17 protein-coding genes are annotated in these 22204 nt (G+C 60.1%); 3 read left to right on the forward strand and 14 right to left on the reverse strand.

The annotated features are described in order from the left end of the window. Position 1: 1 nt before the first annotated feature. Entirely contained in the window at positions 2-2719 is a 2718-nt protein-coding gene (locus AB4O36_RS17570; RefSeq protein ID WP_460139872.1) for a nitrate reductase, read from the forward strand. A gap of 10 nt (positions 2720-2729) precedes the next feature. Next, positions 2730-3482, forward strand: coding sequence for a uroporphyrinogen-III C-methyltransferase (gene cobA / locus AB4O36_RS17575; RefSeq protein WP_460139873.1), 753 nt, complete (start codon positions 2730-2732; stop codon positions 3480-3482). Positions 3483-4139: 657 nt separating this feature from the next. On the opposite strand, the gene AB4O36_RS17580 is transcribed toward cobA, so the two are convergent. The 8 genes from AB4O36_RS17580 to ppsA all read right to left on the reverse strand — a co-directional run bounded on the left by AB4O36_RS17580 (position 4140) and on the right by ppsA (position 12281). Then, on the reverse strand, positions 4140-5174 hold the full coding sequence (locus AB4O36_RS17580) for an OmpA family protein (RefSeq protein ID WP_460116963.1): 1035 nt from the start codon (positions 5172-5174) through the stop codon (positions 4140-4142). Between the two features lie 108 nt (positions 5175-5282). Next, positions 5283-5873 (reverse strand): RNA polymerase sigma factor SigX, encoded by a 591-nt coding sequence (sigX, locus tag AB4O36_RS17585; RefSeq protein ID WP_460116964.1) that lies wholly within the window; start codon positions 5871-5873, stop codon positions 5283-5285. An 86-nt stretch (positions 5874-5959) separates the two neighbouring features. Then, positions 5960-6784, reverse strand: coding sequence for a mechanosensitive ion channel family protein (locus AB4O36_RS17590; protein ID WP_007916401.1), 825 nt, complete (start codon positions 6782-6784; stop codon positions 5960-5962). Positions 6785-6786: 2 nt separating this feature from the next. Then, positions 6787-7035 (reverse strand): CrfX protein, encoded by a 249-nt coding sequence (locus tag AB4O36_RS17595; RefSeq protein ID WP_460116965.1) that lies wholly within the window; start codon positions 7033-7035, stop codon positions 6787-6789. Positions 7036-7098: 63 nt separating this feature from the next. After that, positions 7099-8094: a zinc transporter ZntB gene (locus AB4O36_RS17600; RefSeq protein ID WP_460139874.1), complete on the reverse strand. Its 996-nt coding sequence runs from the start codon at positions 8092-8094 to the stop codon at positions 7099-7101. Positions 8095-8124: 30 nt separating this feature from the next. Continuing rightward, positions 8125-8616 (reverse strand): ribonuclease E activity regulator RraA, encoded by a 492-nt coding sequence (gene rraA / locus AB4O36_RS17605; protein WP_046027054.1) that lies wholly within the window; start codon positions 8614-8616, stop codon positions 8125-8127. Between the two features lie 121 nt (positions 8617-8737). Further along, positions 8738-9727: an alpha/beta fold hydrolase gene (locus AB4O36_RS17610; protein ID WP_460139875.1), complete on the reverse strand. Its 990-nt coding sequence runs from the start codon at positions 9725-9727 to the stop codon at positions 8738-8740. A gap of 178 nt (positions 9728-9905) precedes the next feature. Beyond that, positions 9906-12281 carry a phosphoenolpyruvate synthase gene (gene ppsA / locus AB4O36_RS17615; RefSeq protein ID WP_460116969.1) on the reverse strand — a complete coding sequence of 792 codons (2376 nt, stop codon included), beginning with the start codon at positions 12279-12281 and terminating at the stop codon, positions 9906-9908. A 174-nt stretch (positions 12282-12455) separates the two neighbouring features. Here ppsA and ppsR point away from each other — a divergent pair, with 174 nt between their 5' ends. Then, a complete protein-coding gene (ppsR, locus tag AB4O36_RS17620; RefSeq protein ID WP_460116970.1) occupies positions 12456-13274 on the forward strand; it encodes a posphoenolpyruvate synthetase regulatory kinase/phosphorylase PpsR in 819 nt (272 codons plus the stop codon). 117 nt (positions 13275-13391) lie between these two features. Here the strand turns inward: ppsR and prpD are convergent, their stop codons facing one another. The 6 genes from prpD to AB4O36_RS17650 form a co-directional block, all read right to left on the reverse strand. Continuing rightward, the gene (gene prpD / locus AB4O36_RS17625; RefSeq protein WP_460139876.1) at positions 13392-14876 is read right to left on the reverse strand and encodes a 2-methylcitrate dehydratase; all 1485 of its coding nucleotides are present in this window, start codon (positions 14874-14876) and stop codon (positions 13392-13394) included. A 216-nt stretch (positions 14877-15092) separates the two neighbouring features. Continuing rightward, positions 15093-16295 carry a 2-methylaconitate cis-trans isomerase PrpF gene (prpF, locus tag AB4O36_RS17630; RefSeq protein ID WP_460139877.1) on the reverse strand — a complete coding sequence of 401 codons (1203 nt, stop codon included), beginning with the start codon at positions 16293-16295 and terminating at the stop codon, positions 15093-15095. 68 nt (positions 16296-16363) lie between these two features. Next, on the reverse strand, positions 16364-18961 hold the full coding sequence (acnD, locus tag AB4O36_RS17635; RefSeq protein ID WP_460139878.1) for a Fe/S-dependent 2-methylisocitrate dehydratase AcnD: 2598 nt from the start codon (positions 18959-18961) through the stop codon (positions 16364-16366). 159 nt (positions 18962-19120) lie between these two features. After that, positions 19121-20248 carry a bifunctional 2-methylcitrate synthase/citrate synthase gene (gene prpC / locus AB4O36_RS17640; protein ID WP_460116974.1) on the reverse strand — a complete coding sequence of 376 codons (1128 nt, stop codon included), beginning with the start codon at positions 20246-20248 and terminating at the stop codon, positions 19121-19123. A 173-nt stretch (positions 20249-20421) separates the two neighbouring features. After that, positions 20422-21312 carry a methylisocitrate lyase gene (gene prpB / locus AB4O36_RS17645; protein ID WP_460116975.1) on the reverse strand — a complete coding sequence of 297 codons (891 nt, stop codon included), beginning with the start codon at positions 21310-21312 and terminating at the stop codon, positions 20422-20424. Then, positions 21309-22025 carry a GntR family transcriptional regulator gene (locus AB4O36_RS17650; protein WP_460126779.1) on the reverse strand — a complete coding sequence of 239 codons (717 nt, stop codon included), beginning with the start codon at positions 22023-22025 and terminating at the stop codon, positions 21309-21311. Before AB4O36_RS17650 ends, prpB begins: the two co-directional genes overlap by 4 nt. Positions 22026-22204 lie beyond the last annotated feature (179 nt).

Consider the following 22204-nt stretch of genomic DNA (forward strand, 5'->3'; position numbering starts at 1 on the left):
GATGAACCGCCAGATCACGGCCTCCACCTGCTGCTACTGCGGCGTCGGCTGCGGCGTGCTGATCGAGCACGACGGCGAGCGCATCCTCGGCGTCAGCGGCGATCCGGCGCACCCGGCCAACCTGGGCAAACTGTGCAGCAAAGGCTCGACCCTGCACCTGACGGGCGACCTCGCGGCGCGTGCGTTGTATCCACAACTGCGCCTGGGCAAGGGCCAGGCCCGCAGCCGCACCGATTGGGACAGTGCCCTCGATCACGCCGCCAGCGTGTTCGCCAGCACCATTGCCGAACATGGCCCGGACAGCGTGGCGTTCTACATCTCCGGGCAACTGCTGACCGAGGATTACTACAGCTTCAACAAACTGGCGCGGGCGCTGGTCGGCACCAACAACATCGACAGCAATTCGCGGCTGTGCATGTCATCGGCGGTGGTCGGCTACAAGCGCAGCCTGGGTGCCGATGCCCCGCCGTGCAGCTACGAGGACCTCGAGTCGAGCGACTGCGTGATGATCGTCGGCAGCAACATGGCCTACGCCCATCCGGTACTGTTTCGCCGCCTGGAAGAGGCCAAATCCCGTCGGCCTGAGATGAAAGTCATCGTCATCGACCCTCGTCGCACGGACAGCTGTGACCTGGCCGACTTGCACCTGGCGATTCTGCCGGGCACCGATGTCGCCTTGTTCCATGGGATTTTGTACCTGCTGCTGTGGGAAGGCTGGATTGACCGCGACTTCATCGAGGCGCACACCGAAGGCCTGGCCGAACTCAAGGATCTGGTGCGCGACTACACCCCGCCGATGGTCTCGCAGCTGTGCGGGATCGATATCGAACAACTGCAGCAATGCGCCCGCTGGATCGGCACCTCGCCGAGCTTCCTGTCGTTGTGGTGCATGGGCCTGAACCAGTCGACCTCCGGCAGCGCGAAAAACAGTGCGCTGATCAACCTGCACCTGGCCACCGGGCAAATCGGTCGTCCCGGTGCCGGGCCTTTCTCCCTGACCGGCCAGCCGAATGCCATGGGCGGCCGCGAAACCGGCAGCCTGTCGAACTTGCTGCCGGGCCATCGCGAAGCGGCCAATGCAGAGCATCGCGCCGAAGTGGCAGCGTACTGGGGCGTGGATCAACTGCCGGACAGTACCGGCTTGCCAGCCATCGAACTGTTCGAGCAAGTGCGCAATGGCACCATCAAGGCGCTGTGGATCGCCTGCACCAACCCGGCGCAATCGATGCCGGACCAGAACGCGGTGCGCGAAGCCCTGGAGGCCTGCCCGTTCGTGGTGTTGCAGGAAGCCTTTCACACCACCGAAACCGCCAGGTTCGCCGACCTGTTGTTACCCGCCGCCAGCTGGGGTGAGAAGGAAGGCTCGGTGACCAATTCGGAACGGCGGATTTCCCACGTTCGCCGCGCCGTTGTCGCACCGGGTGAAGCGCGCTCCGACTGGGCGATCACCGTGGACTTTGCGCAACGCCTGGAGAAACATTTGCGTCCGGGACAACCGAGCCTGTTCGCCTTCGAATCGCCCGCGCAGTTGTTCGATGAGTACAAACAACTGACCCGTGGACGGGATCTGGATCTGTCCGGCATCAGCCACGACCTGATCGACCACCTCGGGCCGCAACAGTGGCCTTTCCCCGCCGGCGCAACGGCGGGTACGACACGCCTGTACACCGATGGGATATTCCCCACCGCCAATGGGCGCGCGCGGTTTATTGCCGATCCCTATTGCGCCGCCAGGGAGCAACGCGACAGCGACTACCCGCTGACGCTGATCACCGGGCGCCTGCGCGATCAATGGCACGGCATGAGCCGCACCGGCACCGCCGCGCAACTGTTCGGGCATGTCAGTGAAGCCGTGTTGAGCCTGCATCCCGATGATCTTCAACGCCATGGGCTGCAAGCCGGTGAACTGGTCAGCCTGAAAAGCCGTCGCGGTGCAGTCATCGTCGCCGTCGGTGGCGACGACAGCGTGCGCCCCGGCCAGGCGTTCTTGCCCATGCACTGGGGGGATCGCTTTCTCAAGGGTGGCGTCAACGGCATTACCCAACCAGCGTTCGACCCGTTGTCGAAGCAACCGGAACTCAAACACACCGGCGTACGGCTTGACCCGGTCAACCTGCCGTGGACGTTCTTCGCCTTGGTCGAAGGCGATGTTCAACGCCATTTTGAGACGCTACGACCGCTGTGTGAGGCGTTTTCCTACGTCAACCTCAGCCTGACCGGACGGGATCGTCCTGCCCTGCTGATACGCGCAGCCAACGCCACCCCGCCGGATACGCAATTGCTGCGCGACATCGACCGCTGCCTGGGTCTGGACGAGGGTCCGGTGCTGGCCTACGACGATCCACGACGCTCCATCGGCAAACGCGTGCGCATCGACGCCGGTCGTATCACCGCGATTCGCCTGGCGGGCGAAACCCTCGCCCAGCACTGGTTGCAGGATTTGTGGCTACAAGGCCGCGTCGACGAACAGTTACGGCGCTGGCTGCTCGCACCGCTGAGCGCACCGCCTGGCAACGTCAGCGAACCGAGTGCCGGCAGCAAAACACTGTGCAACTGCAAAAACGTCAGCCAGGGCGCGGTCTGCGCCGGTATTCGCCGCGGCCTGGATCTGCAAGGTTTGAAACAGGAACTGGGTTGCGGCACGCAATGCGGTTCCTGCGTCCCGGAAATCAAGCGTTTGCTGGCGGCCACTGCGCAGCCGGTCGCCGTCACCTCGTGAGGAAAACACTATGAACGCGAAAGTCTGGCTGGTGGGTGCAGGTCCTGGTGACCCGGAATTGTTGACCCTCAAGGCTGTTCGGGCACTGAACGAAGCGGATGTGGTGATGATCGACGACCTGGTCAACGAGGCGGTGCTCGAACATTGCCCGGGCGCACGGATCATTCCCGTGGGCAAACGTGGCGGTTGTCGCTCCACGCCCCAGGCCTTCATCCACCGATTGATGCTGCGCTATGCCCGCCAGGGTAAATGCGTGGTCCGTCTCAAGGGTGGCGACCCGTGCATTTTCGGCCGGGGTGGCGAAGAGGCGCAGTGGCTGCGTGAGCGTGGGGTCGAGGTCGACTTGGTGAATGGCATTACAGCCGGGCTGGCAGGCGCGACACAGTGTGACATCCCGTTGACCCTGCGAGGCGTGGCCCGCGGCGTGACACTGGTGACCGCCCACACCCAGGATGGCAGCAGCCTGAACTGGGAGGCACTGGCCCAGGGCGGCACGACCCTGGTGGTGTACATGGGCGTGGCGAAACTGAGCGAAATCCGTGAGCAACTGCTGCTCGGGGGGATGATGGCCGATACACCGGTGGCGATGATCGAAAACGCTTCCCTGCCCCACCAGCGCGAATGTCGTAGCGATCTGAGTCGCATGGAAGAAGACGCCCGCGACTTCGAACTGAAAAGCCCGGCGATCCTGGTCATCGGTGCAGTGGCCGGCATCGCCAGTACCTGCAGCGCAGAAATCCAGACAGTCACCGCCATCCAGTAGGAGCGAGCCTTGCTCGCGATGGAGACCCGGACACCGCGGGCATTCAGACAGCCCACGTCATCGTTGACGACCATCGCGGGCAAGCCCGCTCCCACAAGAAAACGCGTTCCCCTGTAGGAGCGAGCCTTGCTCGCGATGGAGGCCCGGACACCGCGGGCATTCAGACAGCCAGCGTCATCGTTGACGACCATCGCGAGCATGCTCGCTCCTACAGTCTGATCGGCGCCGTCCTGTAGGAGCGAGCCTTGCTCGCGATGGAGACCCGGACACCGCGGGCATTCAGACAGCCCACGTCATCGTTGACGACCATCGCGGGCAAGCCCGCGCCCACAAGAAAACGCGTTCCCCTGTAGGAGCGAGCCTTGCTCGCGATGAACGCCCAGGCACCGCGGGCATTCAGACAGCCCACGTCATCGTTGACGACCATCGCGAGCAAGCCCGCGCCCACAAGAAAACGCGTTCCCTGTAGGAGCGAGCATGCTCGCGATGGAGGCCCAGGCACCGCGGGCATTTGGACAGCCAGCATCATCGTTGCCGACCATCGCGGGCAAGCCCGCTCCTACAAAAAACGAATGACGCGATAATGGGGGGACGTGGTCAAATCACAGGCAAAAAAAAGCCCGGCCTAAGCCGGGCTTTTTTCAAGCTGCGAGCTAATTACTTAGCTTGAGCTTCAACCTGCGCTTCTACGCGACGGTTAACAGCGCGACCAGCTTCAGTGGCGTTGTCAGCAACTGGGCGGGATTCGCCGTAGCCGACGGACTGAACGCGGGACGACTCAACACCGTACTGGTTGGTCAGAACTTGCTTAACGGCGTTTGCACGACGCTCGGACAGTTTCTGGTTGTAAGCGTCAGGACCGACGGAGTCAGTGTGACCTTCAACAGTAGTGGTGGTGGCTGGGTACTGCTTCATGAAGTCAGCCAGGTTCTTGATGTCGCCGTAGCTGTTTGGCTTGACGACCGACTTGTCGAAGTCGAATTTCACGTCCAGCTCAACACGTACGACTTCAGCAACTGCTGGGCAGCCATCAGCGTCAACGGTAACGTTGGCTGGGGTGTCCGGGCACTTGTCGACGTTGTCGCACACGCCATCGTTGTCGCTGTCGGAGCAGACTTCAGCAGGTGCTGGAACTGGAGCAGCAGCAGGCTTGGAGCCGCCACCGAAGTTCACACCGATACCGACGCTAGGAGCCCACTCGGTGTCGCCCTTGTCGATGTTGTACTGAGCTTCAACGCCAGCACGGGCGTAGAAGTTGTCAGTGAAGTACAGCTTGGCACCGCCGCCAACGTTGGCGAAGGTGGAGCCGTCACGACCACCGCGATCGTTCTGGCCGATGCTTTGGTCCGAGAAACCAGCGGAGACGTACGGACGCAGCATGTCGCCTGGGTTGTTGAAGTGGTACAGAGCGTCCAGGGCAGTGTTGGAGCCCTTGATGTTCTTACCAGAATCGCTACGCACGTTGTGCACTTCGTCGTAGCCCAGACGCAGTTCAACGTCGTCGGTCAGGAAGTAACCAACCGAACCACCGAAGAGGTTGCCGTCGTTTTTGAAGTCGCGCTGGCTGTCGTAGTACTCTTTCTTCGCGAAACCTTCGATTTCAACTGCGCCTTGGCCCTGTGCCAATGCGCCGACCGAAGTGGCCGCAATCAAAGAACCAATGGCCAAGCCCAAGGTGTTTTTCAGTTTCATCCGTTAAATCCCCATCTGGTGATAGTGAATCAGTCCCACAAACCGGGGGACAACTCGGCGGCAATTCTATCAGAACTTGCCTACACGTAAGAGATAATTTGCGCCGAACTAAGTTTCAGCAATACCTGCAAATTTCTCACGCAATTTATCTAGAGCACGTTTGTAACGCATTTTTGTTGCACTCAAGCCCATATGCATGATGTCTGCGATCTCCTGAAACTCCAGCTCTGCGACAAATCGTAGCACCAGAATTTCCCGGTCAATCGGGTTCACATGCACCAACCAGCGATCAAGCCCACCCTTTTCCTCGGGTTTAGGCGTCTTTTCTTCAGACGCTTCCTCGAGGGGGTCCAGGCTCAACGCGTCCATCAAGCGACGCTTTCGCCGTTCCTTTCGATACTGAGTGATGCATTCGTTGTACGTGATGCTGTACAGCCATGTCTTGAATTTCGATTTCCCCTCGAAATTCTTCAACCCATACAGCACCTTCAACATCACTTCCTGACAGACATCGTCTGCGTCGCGATCGTTCCCAAGATATCGTGCACAGACGTTAAATAATGTTCGCTGGTAACGCCGCATCAACTCTTCGTAGGCGCGCGTTACGTGAAACAGCTCGGTATGCGAGCGCGCGACCAACTCCTCATCAGAGAGCTCGCGGGGGTCATAGCGCGTGGAGAGCGGTTGAGCGTTATTCAAAACAAGTCAGGCCGACAGTCAGGTCAATGTCCACCGCAGCCCTTCAGGGCATTTTGCGGCGGCATACATTAGCAGGGTTTGCCGGGTTAGCGGCTACTCACATGCTGCTCCAGGAGAATCCGATTGGAGAGAGAGACTAGCTCACCCTCATCGGTCAGCAATGTGGTTTTAACCGTGCCGATCTCCTCGATCTGGCCTTCGACCTCGCCAACACGCACTTGTTGCCCAACTTGATACAACTCACGCACATAGATTCCCGCAAGAATCTGACCGGCAATTTCCCGGCTTCCCAACCCCATGGCCAGCGCAACCGCCAGACCAACGGTAATCAAAACGATGACAATCACATGGTTCAGGAGGTCAGTCTTGACCTCCAACTGGCTGATCGCCACCGAAATACTGATGATAATGACCAGGCCTTGGGCGATTCGCCCCAGGCCTGATGCGTAATCCAGACCTACCCCTTCCGCAGCACCGCGCACCAGCCCATTGGCCAATTGCGCGAGCAACACACCCACCAGCAACACCAGCGCGGCGCCAAAAACTTTCGGCAGATACAGCGCCAACATATCCAGCGTAGCTGAAACTCGCTCAAGCCCAAGGGATTCTGCTGCAGAAACCAGGAAAATCAGCAGAACGAACCAATAGACGATTTTGCCGATAAGGGTTGAGATCGGCACTTGCAGGCCGGCCCGGGACATCAACTTAGTGAGGCCTGTGCCGCCCATCAGGCGATCGAGGCCCAGCTTGGCGAGCAACTTCGACAGCAAAGTGTCCAGAAGTTTCGCCACGACGAACCCCAGCAGCAGCACAACCAATGCGCCGAAAAGGTTCGGGATGAAGTTTGCAACCTTGGTCCATAACGCAGTCATTGCAGTGACGAGGCTCTGTGTCCAGAGATCAAGTTCCATATTCAATCAGCCTTATCAGCAGTGCGGGCAGTAGATTTATGCAGACGGGAAACCGGCGAGACGTGGGCCGATCCGTTATTCAAGGCGATCATCAACGCGGGCAGCCAGCGGCCCAGCAGACTGAACAGATCGCCGGCACCGACCTGGCGATTGGCGGTTTTGAGGACGCGGCCCAGGCACGCATCGTCGTCACGGGTGGACGGTGAAGCGTTCAGCATGTCGCGCAAAGACTGTTCAAACGGATCGTGCATACGCACCTCTCGTGATGTCTGTGAAAGACGCGGTCAATTTTGCACAGGTCACATGGCGCATTGTCAGACCCAACGCAAACGTCTGAATAACCACCACTGGCCGAGCGCCACCAACACCATCAACAAACAGGCAATCATGAAGCCGTAGGGGCTGGCAGAAAACGGAATGCCACCCACGTTGATACCCAGCAGACCGGTGAGAAAACTCATCGGCAAAAAGATCCCGGTGATGATCCCGAAGCGATACATCGTGCGGTTCATGCGCACGCTCAAACGCCGGTCTTCAGCCTCCAGGACCAGCCCCACGCGCTCTCGCGTCAATTCCAGCTCTTCGAGATAACGGGTCAGGCTGTTGTTCAGTTCGTTCCAGTAATCGCCATCGTCCTCAACGAACCAGGGCAATTTTATCCGTGTCAGTTGACCAAAAATATCCCGTTGCGGCGCCAGAAAACGCTTGAGCCCGGCCGCCCTGCGACGGATCTGCAAAATGGAGCCATGCTCCGGTGTATACCGTTCGTCGGCATCCAGTTTTTCTTCTTCCTCATCGACCACTTCCGAGAGGCAACTGACCAGATCCTGCACTTTGTTGGTGAGGTTTTGAGCCATATAAAGGATGAGTTCAGAAGTGGTTTTCGGACCCTTGCCATCCGCCAACTGCACCAACAGTTCATCAGTAGCACGCAGCGGCCGCAACCGCAGGGAAATTACCCGCCGCGCCGAACCAAAGATCCGCACCGAGACCATGTCTTCGGGCTCGGCACCTGGATTGAGGTTCACCCCACGCAAAAATAGCAGCAGCTCGCTGTCAGTTAGCTGTAGAAGACGCGGTCGGGTGTTCTCTTCCAGCAGAAGATCACAATTGAACTCACTCAGGCCGCTGGATTTACGCAACCAGGTCTGGGTTTGCGGGTGGCTGCGATCCCAGTGCAGCCACAGGCTTTCATGCGCCTGCAACTGCAAATCGTCTAGCTCAGTCCGGGCAATCGAACGCGCACCGCCTTTGCCATCCAGCACCAGGGCATGTACCAGCCCCCACTGCGCGTTGTCTTCCTCGAACATCCGCACTCCATTCTCAAGGTCGGCTAAAGCTTACTCAGGCATTTTCAGCGGACTTGGCGAAATGATCACACCGTTGTTGTCCGCATAAATGTAGTGGCCCGGGTGGAAGGTGACACCGGCGAAGGTCACTGCAACATTGAGGTCGCCGATACCGCGCTTGTCGGTTTTCATCGGGTGGCTGGCCAGGGCCTGGACGCCCAGATCGGTTTGCGCGATGACATCGACGTCACGAATGCAACCGTAGATGACCAGCCCTTCCCAACCGTTTTTTGCCGCTTTCTCCGCCAGCATGTCACCCAGCAAGGCGCGACGCAGGGAACCGCCGCCATCGACCACCAGCACCTTCCCATTGCCCTTGAGCTCGACTTGCTCCTTGACCAGCGAGTTGTCTTCGAAGCACTTGATGGTCACGATTTCGCCGCCAAAAGAGTCACGGCCACCGAAGTTGCTAAACATCGGTTCCAGCACCTGCACCAGCTCCGGATAGGCGTCGCACAGGTCAGGCGTAAGGTAATGATTCATCGAGAAACTCCTGAAAAAAGGAAGACAATCGAGGATGTCGCAAAGTGACCGAAAAAGCGCAATGCGTCATATCTTAGCCGCAAGCCATGCAGAGCGAAATGCCCATAATAGAGCATCTGGCTCAGACCGCCGTCGCCAGATCCGGCTTTTCACCCAACAATGGCGTCTGTTGATCGTTCAACCAGCGCGCCACCAACGGCCAGACCTCAGCCTGCGCCGCCTTGCTGACGAGCATCTCCACATGCCCGAAGTTGCCGCCAAAACCCTGTTCGCGGCCCAGGTTTATGAATTGCTTTTGCGCCGACCCCAACTGATCGAACAGCTTGCGGCACGCCCATTCCGGGTCCTGGTGATCGCCCGCCGCACTCACGGCCAGCACCGGCAATTGCACGTTGGCCAAACCGGCCCACCAATCCTTGTCACGATCACCAAAGCGCCCGAACAAGCCGTACCAGCGCATGCTTTCCAGCGCCAGGCCAATGGGCTCGTCCTCTGGGCCGCGTTTGAGCCGTGAACCGGACAGCTGGGCAAAACGTTTGAGAATGAAGCGCCCGCCCCACTCCACCGGCGGGATCTTCAGTGGCCAGTAAGTGCGGCTCACTTGCGTGCCAAAGAACGCCGCCGAGGCCACGACCGGCTCACCGATATATTCGCCCCCCAGTGCCGCCGCCAGAGTAATGCCTCCCAGGGAGTGACCGATCCAGTGCGGAACCTGGCCGCTCTGCTCGCGCACGAACGCGCCAATGGCCGGCAGATCGTACCGGGCGTAATCGGCGACGCGGTTCTTGCGGTAGTCCTGATTACGCTGGGACAAGCCATGGCCACGCATTTCCGCGACCCACACGTCGAACCCCAAACGCGCCAGGTGAGCCCCAAGCCCCACACCCTTGGGCGAGAACCAGAAGCGGCGATTGGAAAAACTGCCGTGCAACAGGATCACCGGCACACCGCGCGCGACCGACTCGTCAGCCATGCCCAGACGCGTGACCGCCAACTCGACCGTACTGTCGGGGCTGTTGCCGGGTTTCAAACGATAGACATCTTCGCTCAGATCACCGCGCCGTTCGGCGCTGATCAGGGCGACAGGAAATAGATTGCTGCTGCTTTGCATGATGCTCTTGCACAAAAAAGGGCGGCATCCGTGGATGCCCGCCCTGATTGAGTCTGGATGTCTGTAGGAGCGAGCACGCTCGCGATGGTCGCCAACGATGACGCGGGGCATCAGGTGCCCCGCGGTGTTTTTGAGTCCATCGCGAGCGTGCTCGCTCCTACAGGTACAGGGTTGCTTGTCAGGCCGAAGCTTGACCTTCCGCCAGGAAGAACCAGGTTTCCAGTACGGAGTCCGGGTTCAGCGAGACACTCTCGATGCCCTGTTCCATCAGCCATTTGGCCAGGTCAGGGTGGTCCGAAGGGCCCTGGCCGCAGATGCCGATGTATTTGCCGGCCTTGTTGCAAGCGGCAATGGCGTTGGCCAGCAGCTTCTTGACCGCAGGGTTACGCTCGTCGAACAGGTGCGCGATGATCCCGGAGTCCCGGTCCAGTCCCAGGGTGAGCTGGGTCAGGTCGTTGGAACCAATGGAGAAGCCGTCGAAGTACTCAAGGAACTCTTCGGCCAGGATCGCGTTGGACGGCAACTCGCACATCATGATGACGCGCAGGCCGTTTTCGCCACGGACCAGGCCTTTCTCGGCCAGCAGGTCCACCACTTGGCTCGCTTCGCCCAGGGTGCGGACGAACGGCACCATGATTTCGACGTTGGTCAGGCCCATCTCGTTGCGCACGCGTTTGAGTGCGCGGCATTCGAGCTCGAAGCAGTCACGGAATGATTCGCTGATGTAACGCGAAGCGCCACGGAAGCCCAGCATCGGGTTTTCTTCTTCCGGCTCGTACAGCTTGCCGCCGATCAGGTTGGCGTATTCGTTGGACTTGAAGTCCGACAGGCGCACGATGACCTTTTTTGGCCAGAACGCGGCAGCCAGTGTGCTGATGCCCTCGACCAGTTTCTCGACGTAGAAGCCGACCGGGTCGTTGTAGCCGGCAATGCGCTTGTCGACGCTGTCCTTGATGTCCTGTGGCAGGCCGTCATAGTTCAGCAGCGCCTTGGGGTGGACGCCGATCATGCGGTTGATGATGAACTCCAGTCGGGCCAGGCCCACACCGGCGTTCGGCAACTGCGCGAAGTCAAAGGCGCGATCCGGGTTGCCGACGTTCATCATGATCTTGAACGGCAGGTCCGGCATGGCGTCGACGGAGTTTTTCTTGATGTCGAAGCCCAATTGACCTTCGAAGATATAGCCGGTGTCGCCTTCGGCGCAGGAAACGGTGACGCCCTGGCCTTCTTTCAACAGCTCGGTGGCGTTACCGCAACCGACCACGGCCGGAATGCCCAGCTCACGGGCGATGATCGCCGCGTGGCAGGTACGGCCGCCACGGTTGGTGACGATGGCGCTGGCGCGCTTCATGACCGGTTCCCAGTCCGGGTCGGTCATGTCGGAAACCAGTACGTCACCGACCTGAACCTTGTCCATCTCGGACACGTCCTTGATGATGCGGACCTTGCCGGCGCCGATGCGCTGGCCAATGGCGCGACCTTCGACCAGCACAGTGCCGGTTTCCTTCAACAGGTAACGTTCCATGACGTTGGCCTGGGTGCGGCTCTTCACGGTTTCCGGACGGGCTTGCACGATGTACAGCTTGCCGTCGTCACCGTCCTTGGCCCACTCGATGTCCATCGGGCACTGGTAGTGCTTCTCGATGATCATCGCTTGCTTGGCCAGCTCGCTGACTTCAGCGTCGGTCAGGCAGAAACGCGCGCGATCGGCCTTGTCGACATCGACGGTCTTGACCGAACGACCGGCCTTGGCCTCGTCGCCGTAGATCATCTTGATGGCCTTGCTGCCCAGGTTGCGGCGCAGGATCGCCGGGCGACCCGCGGTCAGGGTGTCCTTGTGGACGTAGAACTCATCCGGGTTCACCGCGCCTTGTACGACAGTTTCACCCAGGCCGTAGGCGCCGGTGATGAACACCACGTCACGGAAGCCCGACTCGGTATCGAGGGTGAACATCACGCCGGCGGTGCCGGTTTCGGAGCGGACCATGCGCTGCACGCCAGCCGACAGGGCGACCAGTTTATGGTCAAAGCCCTGGTGCACGCGGTAGGAAATAGCACGGTCATTGAACAGGGAAGCGAACACTTCCTTGGCGGCACGAATGACGTTCTCGACACCACGGATGTTCAGGAAGGTTTCCTGCTGACCTGCGAAGGAAGCGTCCGGCAAGTCTTCCGCGGTGGCGGAAGAGCGCACGGCCACAGCGACGTCAGGGTTGCCGGCCGACAGCGCGGCGAATGCGGTGCGGATCTCGGTGTTCAGTTTCTCGGGGAACTCAGCTTCCATGATCCATTGGCGGATTTGTGCGCCGGTCTTGGCCAGGGCATTCACGTCGTCGACGTCCAGGGCATCGAGGGCGTCATGAATCTGCTGGTTCAGGCCGCTCAATTCCAGGAAATCACGATAAGCCTGGGCGGTCGTGGCGAAGCCACCGGGTACCGATACACCGGCACCTGCGAGGTTACTGATCATCTCGCCCAGGGATGCGTTCTTGCCCCCCACATGCTCAACATCGTGTTTGCCGAGCTTATCGAGGGAAACTACGTACTCTACCAAGGTGATCTCTCCACTAACTGTGTTGGAAAAGCTCAAAACCGGCGCTCTAAATGGAGCATTTGCCAGCTATATGGCCTGGACCTGGAAAATAAGTGAGAATGCGGGCCATTGGCGGCCGGCAAATCGCGCCTATCATATCCAGTTTTCGCTACTAGCTTAAGGGCCAAGGTGCAAATGAAACGATCTGCTTTCTTTATCTCCGATGGCACCGGCATCACCGCCGAAACCTTGGGTCAAAGCCTCCTGGCACAGTTCGAAAACATTACCTTCAGCAAATTCACCCGCCCGTACATCGACAGCGCGGACAAAGCGCGGGCCATGGTACAACAAATCAACAAGGCCGCCGAAACCGACGGCTTCCGGCCGATCATCTTCGACACCATCGTCAATCAGGACATCCGTGAGATTCTCGCAACGTCCAATGGTTTCATGATCGACATTTTCTCGACCTTCCTGGCACCGCTTGAACAGGAACTGACAGAGCATTCTTCCTACACCGTCGGCAAGTCCCATTCCATCGGCACCAACTCCAATTACATGGAACGCATCGAGGCCGTTAACTTCGCCCTCGACAACGACGATGGCGCCCGTACGCACTATTACGACAAGGCCGACCTGATCCTGGTGGGCGTGTCACGCTGCGGCAAAACGCCCACCTGCCTGTACATGGCCATGCAATTCGGCATTCGCGCCGCCAACTACCCGCTGACCGAAGACGACATGGAGCGCCTGACCCTGCCAAGCGCCCTGCGTTCGCACCAGCACAAGCTGTTTGGCCTGACCATCGATCCAGACCGTCTTACGGCCATCCGCAACGAGCGCAAGCCCAACAGCCGCTATTCGAGCTACGCACAATGCGAGTTCGAAGTGCGCGAGGTGGAAAACCTGTTTCGCCGCGAGAACATTCCTCACATCAACTCCACGCATTTTTCCGTTGAAGAAATCTCGGCGAAGATTCTTGTGGAGAAAGGTGTGGAGCGGCGATTCAAATAATTGTGTAGCGCCTGTTCGGGCGCCATCGCGAGCAAGCTCGCTCCTACAGGGATCTTCGGTGTTCACAAGTTCCCTGCAGGAGCGAGCTTGCTCGTGATCGAACGATAACGCCGTCCCCTAGATAACAAACAAATCCACAAACCGATTGACCGGCGTCATCTCAAGCCGCTCCTGGCCCTTGCACAACGCAAAAATTTCCTCGCAGCGCTGCCCGGCAAACCGTGTCGCCAGGTTCGCCCTGAACTTGTCCTCCAGCAGGGGAATGCCCTCTGCACGCCGACGGCGATGGCCAATCGGGTATTCCACCACCACGTTTTCGGTGCTGGAACCGTCCTTGAAAAACACCTGCACCGCGTTGGCAATGGAACGCTTGTCCGCTTCCAGGTATTCACGCGTGAAACGCGGTTCTTCGACGATGACCATTTTCTCGCGCAGCACGTCGATGATCGGGTGTGCCTTGTGGAAATCATCCTCGTACTGCTCGGCCACCAGATTGCCGAAAGCCAGTGGCACGGCGGTCATGTACTGGAGGCAGTGATCGCGATCCGCCGCATTGGCCAGCGGGCCGACCTTGGAAATGATGCGAATCGCCGATTCGTGGGTGGTAATGACGATCCTGTCGATCTCGTGAAGGCGATTGCGCACCTGTGGGTGCAAGATAACGGCGGCTTCACAGGCGGTTTGCGCGTGGAACTCTGCAGGGAAGCTGATCTTGAACAGTACGTTTTCCATCACGTAGCTGCCGTATGGCCGGGACAGGCTGAATTCGCGCCTGTCCCCGGGCTTGAGCGCCAAATCATTGTTGGTATGACTGAACAGCACGTCGTAGAAGCCCCACTGCCGGGCACTCAGCACACCGGGAATACCCATCTCGCCACGCATCGCGATGTCCGCCAGGCGTACGCCCCGGCTGGACGCATCGCCCGCCGCCCACGACTTACGCGAACCGGCATTGGGCGCATGTCGATAGGTGCGCAGGGCTTGACCGTCGGCAAAGGCATGGGACAGCGCGGACAACAACTGCTCGCGATTGGCGCCCATCAGTTTGGCGGTGACGGCCGTCGAGGCGACCTTGACCAGAATGACGTGGTCAAGACCTACACGATTGAAGGAATTCTCCAGCGCGAGTACACCCTGGATTTCGTGGGCCATGATCATCGCTTCGAGCACGGTGCGAACGGTCAGTGGCGTTTCGCCGTTGGCCAGGCGTTTTTGCGACAGGTGGTCGGCCACCGCAAGAATGCCACCGAGATTATCTGACGGATGGCCCCATTCGGCGGCGAGCCAGGTGTCGTTGTAGTCGAGCCAACGCACGATGCAACCGATGTCCCACGCCGCCTTGACCGGATCGAGCCGGAACGACGTGCCGGGCACGCGTGCGCCGTGTGGCACCACCGTGCCTTCGACCAGCGGCCCCAGGTGCTTGGTGCATTCGGGAAAACGCAGCGCCAGCAGGCCACAGCCCAGGGTATCCATCAGGCAGTTGCGGGCGGTGTCCAGGGCCTGGGCAGACTCGATCTTGAAGTTGAGGACGTAATCGGCAATGTCCTGCAGGACCTGGTCATAGTCCGGGCGATTGTTCAGGTCAACGTTGGCGCTCATGTTCGATTCACTCGTGAAGTGGTTCGTTGATGGGACCTCGGTTCGGGTTGATCGCGGTGGGTTGAATCATTTTTCTAATATGAAACTCGGTCAAAAACTGTGGGAGCGGCGGTGCGACGATTCGACTTGCTCGCGATTGGGTGTGTCAGTCGAAGTTTCTGTTATTGACACACCGCCATCGCGGGCAAGCCCGCTCCCACAGTTGTTCAATGTCTGCTAGAAACAATCCCCCGGCACCCGTACAAACCCTTCCATCAACACCCGCGCACTGCGGCTCATGATGGCTTTTTTCACGATCCACTCACCGTTGACCTGTCTCGCCTCGGCGCCCACCCGCAAGGTGCCGGACGGATGGCCGAAGCGCACTGCGTTGCGTTCGATGCCGCCCGCCGCGAGGTTGACCAGGGTCCCGGAAATCGCCGCCGCCGTACCAATGGCCACCGCCGCAGTGCCCATCATCGCGTGGTGCAGCTTGCCCATGGACAGTGCCCGCACCAGCAGATCGACGTCACCGGCCGCAATTGCCTTGCCGCTGGAAGCCACGTAGTCCGCAGGCTTGGCGACAAACGCCACCTTCGGTGTGTGCTGACGCTTGGCCGCCTCGTCAACGTTGGCGATCAGGCCCATGCGCAAAGCGCCATAAGCACGAATGGTCTCGAACATCTGCAACGCTTTCGGGTCCCCGTTGATCGCGCCTTGCAACTCGGTCCCGGTGTAGCCAATGTCTGCCGCGTTAACGAAAATCGTCGGAATGCCCGCGTTGATCAAGGTCGCCTTGAAGGTGCCAACGCCCGGCACTTCCAGGTCATCGACGAGGTTGCCGGTAGGGAACATCGAACCGCCCCCGCCCTCTTCTTCCGCCGCCGGGTCGAGAAATTCGACCTGCACTTCCGCTGCGGGGAAGGTCACCCCATCGAGTTCAAAATCGCCGGTTTCCTGCACCTCGCCGTTGGTGATCGGTACGTGGGCGATGATGGTCTTGCCGATGTTGACCTGCCACACGCGCACCACCGCCACGCCGTTGTGCGGAATGCGGCTGGCATCCACCAGGCCGTTGCTGATGGCGAACGATCCAACTGCCGCCGTCAAGTTGCCGCAGTTACCGCTCCAGTCGACGAAGGGCTTGTCGATGGACACTTGGCCGAACAGGTAGTCGACATCGTGATCGGCCTTGATGCTTTTGGACAGGATCACCGTTTTGCTGGTGCTGGAGGTTGCACCGCCCATGCCGTCGATCTGCTTGTCATACGGGTCGGGGCTGCCGATGACCCGAAGCAACAGGGCGTCTCGGGCGGGACCTGGAACCTGCGCCGCCTCAGGCAAATCCTGCAGGCTGAAAAATACGCCCTTGCTGGTGCCACCACGCATGTAGGTGGCCGGAATCTTGATTTGCTTCGGAAAAACAGCTGCGTCAGCCATGGTGTTCCTTACTCCTGAACTTGAAGCAGACAGGGGGATTTGAAATCCCCCTGTCTGCACACCGAGTTTTAAACAGCGACTGCCGATTCTTCGAGGAAGTCCTGGGCGAAGCGTTGCAACACGCCGCCGGCTTCGTAGATCGATACCTCTTCAGCGGTATCGAGGCGGCAGGTCACCGGCACCTCGACGCGCTCGCCGTTCTTGCGATGGATCACCAGCGTCAGGTCGGCCCGCGGGGTGCGCTCGCCGATCACGTCATAGACTTCGGTCCCGTCGATGGCCAGGGTGTTGCGATTGGTGCCCGGCTTGAATTCCAGTGGCAACACGCCCATGCCCACCAGGTTGGTGCGGTGGATGCGCTCGAAACCTTCGGCGGCAATCGCTTCGACACCGGCCAAACGCACGCCCTTGGCCGCCCAGTCGCGGGACGAGCCCTGGCCGTAGTCAGCGCCGGCGATGATGATCAGCGGCTGCTTGCGATCCATGTAGGTCTCGATGGCTTCCCACATGCGCATCACCTGACCTTCCGGCTCGACGCGGGCCAGCGAGCCCTGCTTGACCTTGCCGTTTTCCTTGACCATTTCGTTGAACAGTTTCGGGTTGGCGAAGGTTGCGCGTTGCGCGGTCAGGTGGTCCCCGCGATGTGTCGCGTAGGAGTTGAAATCCTCTTCCGGCAGGCCCATTTTCGCCAGGTATTCGCCGGCGGCGCTGTCCATCATGATGGCGTTGGACGGCGACAGGTGGTCGGTGGTGATGTTGTCCGGCAGGACCGCCAGCGGGCGCATGCCCTTGAGCGGACGCGCCCCGGCCAGGGCGCCTTCCCAGTACGGCGGACGGCGGATGTAGGTGCTCATCTCGCGCCAGTCGTACAGCGGCGTGACTTTGGGGCCGGTGTCTTCCTGGATCGCAAACATCGGGATGTAGACCTGGCGGAACTGCTCGGGCTTCACGGAAGCCTTAACCACTGCTTCGATTTCTGCGTCGCTTGGCCAGATGTCCTTCAGGCGGATCTCTTTGCCATCGGCATCCAGGCCCAGCACGTCTTTTTCGATGTCGAAACGGATGGTCCCGGCGATGGCATAGGCGACCACCAGCGGCGGCGAAGCCAGGAACGCCTGCTTGGCGTACGGGTGAATTCGCCCGTCGAAGTTACGGTTACCCGACAATACGGCGGTGGCATACAGGTCGCGGTCGATGATTTCCTGCTGGATGACAGGGTCAAGTGCACCGGACATGCCGTTGCAGGTGGTGCAGGCGAACGCCACCACCCCAAAACCGAGCTGTTCCAGTTCATCGGTCAGGCCGGCTTCATCCAGGTACAGCGCCACGGTTTTCGAGCCGGGGGCCAGGGACGTCTTGACCCAGGGTTTGCGGGTCAGGCCGAGCTTGTTGGCGTTGCGCGCCAGCAGGCCCGCAGCGATCACGTTGCGTGGGTTGCTGGTGTTGGTGCAACTGGTGATCGCGGCGATGATCACGGCGCCGTCCGGCATCTGGCCCGGAACGTCTTCCCACTGGCCGGAAATGCCCTTTGCTGCCAGGTCCGAGACGGCCACGCGAGCGTGCGGGTTACTCGGGCCAGCCATGTTGCGCACGACCGAAGACAAATCGAACGTCAAGCCACGCTCGTACTGCGCGCCCTTGAGGCTATCGGCCCACAGGCCGATCTGCTTGGCATAGTTTTCGACCAACTGCACCTGCTCGTCTTCACGGCCGGTGAGTTTGAGGTAGTCGATGGTCTGTTGGTCGATGTAGAACATCGCCGCCGTGGCGCCATATTCCGGTGCCATGTTGGAGATGGTTGCGCGGTCGCCGAGGGTCAGCGCAGCCGCGCCTTCGCCAAAGAACTCCAGCCATGCGCCCACGACCTTCTGCTTGCGCAGGAACTCGGTCAGCGCCAGCACCATGTCGGTGGCGGTAATGCCGGGTTGCAGCTTGCCGGTCAACTCGACGCCGACGCTTTCCGGTAGACGCATCCAGGACGCGCGGCCGAGCATCACGCTTTCCGCTTCAAGGCCACCGACGCCGATGGCGATCACACCCAGCGCATCCACGTGCGGGGTGTGGCTGTCGGTGCCGACGCAAGTGTCGGGGAACGCTACACCATCGCGCACCTGGATCACCGGAGACATTTTCTCCAGGTTGATCTGATGCATGATGCCGTTGCCCGGTGGAATCACGTCGACGTTTTTGAACGCCTTCTTGGTCCAGTTGATGAAGTGGAAACGGTCTTCGTTGCGACGGTCTTCGATGGCGCGGTTCTTCTCGAACGCCTCGGGATCGAAACCGCCACGTTCGACGGCCAGGGAGTGGTCGACGATCAATTGCGTCGGCACCACCGGATTCACCTGCGCCGGGTCACCGCCCTGCTGGGCGATGGCGTCACGCAGGCCGGCGAGGTCCACCAGAGCGGTCTGGCCGAGAATGTCGTGGCACACCACGCGGGCCGGGAACCACGGGAAATCGAGGTCGCGCTTGCGCTCGATGAATTGCTTGAGGGATTCGGTCAGCGTGGCCGGGTCGCAGCGACGCACCAGGTTTTCCGCCAGCACGCGGGAGGTGTACGGCAGCGTGTCGTAGGCGCCTGGCGCAATGGCCTCGACCGCGGCGCGGACATCGAAGTAATCCAGGTTGCTGCCGGGCAGTTGTTTACGGAATTCTGTGTTCATCAGTCGGGACTCGGTCACGGTAAATACAAAAGGCGGGGCGTTGCGCCGATCCCCTGTAGGAGCGAGCTTGCTCGCGATTGCGGTGTGTCAGGTCAACCGCTATCGCGAGCAAGCTCGCTCCTACAGGGGGGTGGCGTGTTCAGTTCCAGCCCCCACCATTCAGCGTTGTTCGATTGGCACGAACTTGCGCTGTTCAACGCCGGTGTATTCGGCACTTGGGCGGATGATGCGGTTGTTGGCGCGTTGTTCGTACACGTGGGCGGCCCAGCCGGTCAGGCGCGAGCAGACGAAAATCGGTGTGAACAACTTGGTCGGAATGCCCATGAAGTGGTACGCCGAGGCATGGTAGAAGTCGGCGTTGGGGAACAGTTTTTTCTGTTCCCACATGGTCTTGTCGATGGCTTCGGAAACCGGGAACAGCACCTTGTCGCCCACTTCGTCTGCGAGTTTTTTCGACCAGCCCTTGATCACTTCGTTACGCGGATCGTTGTCTTTATAGATCGCGTGACCGAACCCCATGATCTTGTCCTTGCGCTCGAGCATGCCGAGGGTGCCCTGGATCGCCTCCTCCGGCGATGAGAAACGCTCGATCATTTCCATCGCCGCTTCATTCGCGCCGCCGTGCAAAGGGCCGCGCAGCGAACCGATGGCTGCCGTGATGCAGGAGAACAGGTCGGACAGGGTCGACGCACAGACGCGCGCGGTGAACGTCGAGGCGTTGAACTCGTGCTCTGCATACAGGATCAGCGAAACGTTCATCACCTTCACGTGCAACTCGCTTGGCTTCTTGCCATGCAACAGGTGCAAGAAGTGACCGCCGATGGACGGCTCGTCGCTCACGCAATCGATGCGTTTGCCTTCGTGGCTGAAGCGATACCAATAGGTCATGATCGCCGGGAAAGCGGCCAACAGGCGATCGGTCTTGTCGCGCTGCTCGGAGAAGTCGTTTTCAGGCTCGATATTGCCCAGGAACGAGCAACCGGTGCGCATCACGTCCATCGGATGGGCATCGGCCGGGATGCGTTCGAGCACTTCCTTGAGCGCTTGCGGCAGGTCGCGCAGCTTGCTCAGCTTGGTGATGTAGGCCGCCAGTTGCGCCTTGCTCGGCAGTTCGCCGTACAGCAGCAGGTAAGCGACTTCCTCGAACTGTGCGTCAGCCGCCAGGTCGCGAACGTCATAACCGCGATACGTCAGGCCTGCGCCCGATTGACCCACGGTGGACAATGCAGTCTGCCCGGCCACCTGGCCACGGAGCCCGGCGCCACTGAGTACTTTTGCTTCGGCCATTGCTGTCTCCAGTTTTCTTGAATTTGTCAGAGATATTTCTTACCCCCTGTAGGAGCGAGCATGCTCGCGATGGACGTCAACGATCACGCAGGGGATCTGATACCCAGCGGTGTGGCGTCTACCATCGCGAGCATGCTCGCTCCTACAGGTTCAGGCAGTGTCACGGGTACTCGTTACTTCTTGGACGCAAACAACGCATCGAGCTTCTGCTCGAAGGTGTGGTAATCGATGCGATCGTAAAGCTCCATGCGGGTCTGCATGGTGTCGATCACGTTCTGTTGCGTACCGTCACGGCGAATGGCGGTGTAGACGTTTTCCGCCGCCTTGTTCATGGCGCGGAACGCCGACAGCGGGTACAGCACCAGTGACACTTGCGCCGCCGCGAGTTGCTCGGTGGTGTACAGCGGGGTCGCGCCGAATTCGGTGATGTTGGCCAGGATCGGCGCTTTCACGCGGCTCGCAAACAACTTGTACATGTCCAGCTCGGTGATGGCTTCCGGGAACACCATGTCGGCGCCGGCCTCGATGCAGGCGGCGGCGCGATCAAGGGCGGATTCCAACCCTTCCACCGCCAGGGCATCGGTACGGGCCATGATCACGAAGCTGTCGTCGGTACGGGCATCGACGGCGGCCTTGATGCGGTCGACCATTTCCTGCTGCGAAACGATTTCCTTGTTAGGGCGGTGGCCGCAACGCTTGGCGCCGACCTGGTCTTCGATGTGAATCGCTGCCGCGCCGAACTTGATCATCGACTTGACGGTGCGTGCGACGTTGAAGGCCGAGGACCCGAAACCAGTATCCACGTCCACCAGCAGCGGCAAGTCGCAGACGTCGGTGATACGACGTACGTCGGTCAGCACGTCATCCAGGCCGGTGATGCCCAGGTCCGGCACACCGAGGGAGCCAGCAGCGACGCCGCCACCGGACAGGTAAATGGCTTTGAAACCGGCACGCTTGGCCAATAGTGCGTGGTTGGCGTTGATCGCGCCGACCACTTGCAATGGATGCTCGCTGGCGACCGCATCGCGGAAACGCTGGCCTGGAGTGCTCTTGTTGGAACTCATGACTCACCTCGTTTGGCTGTCGGGTTGGCGCCGTCCTGGTAATGACGGGCGATGTTGCGTTTGGAAGCGCCGATGTGACGACGCATCAACAACTCGGCCAGCTCACCGTCACGGTCGGCGATGGCATCGAGAATTCGGTGGTGTTCGGCAAAGGCCTGGTGCGGGCGATTGGGTGTGGTGGAAAACTGGATGCGGTACATGCGCACCAATTGATACAGCTCGCCGCAGAGCATTTGCGTGAGGGTGCGGTTGCCGCTGCCCTGGATAATCCGGTAATGGAAGTCGAAATCGCCTTCCTGCTGGTAGTAACCGACCCCCGCCTGGAACGCGGCATCGCGTTCATGGGTCTCCAGGACCTGACGCAGCTCGTCGATTTCTTCCACGGTCATGCGCTCGGCGGCCAGGCGACAGGCCATGCCTTCGAGGGACTCGCGGATCTCGTAGAGTTCAACCAGCTCGGCGTGATTCAACGACACCACCCGCGCACCGACGTGCGGTACACGGACGAGCAGGCGCTGGCCTTCCAGACGGTGGATTGCTTCGCGCAATGGGCCGCGGCTGATGCCATAGGTACGCGCAAGCTCCGGCTCGGAGATCTTGCTGCCCGGGGCGATCTCGCCCTTGACGATGGCCGCCTGGATACGCCGGAAGACGTTCTCGGAAAGTGTTTCCGAATCGTCCTGAGCAATGACGGGGGGATCGAGTTGATCCAGCATATTGTCGACACCTTGAAAGCTGATGCGCCAAAAAGTAGCGAATCAAGGCGTAACAGTCAAAGGATAAATAGGAATTGTCGACAATCGTCTAATAACCGTCTGCACCAGAACGAAGCAGCCCTTCTGTTTATAGCCATCTCTCTGCGGTGGCGCCACAGGAGCACCGTGCTAGAATG

Source organism: Pseudomonas sp. S2_E01 (assembly GCF_054668365.1).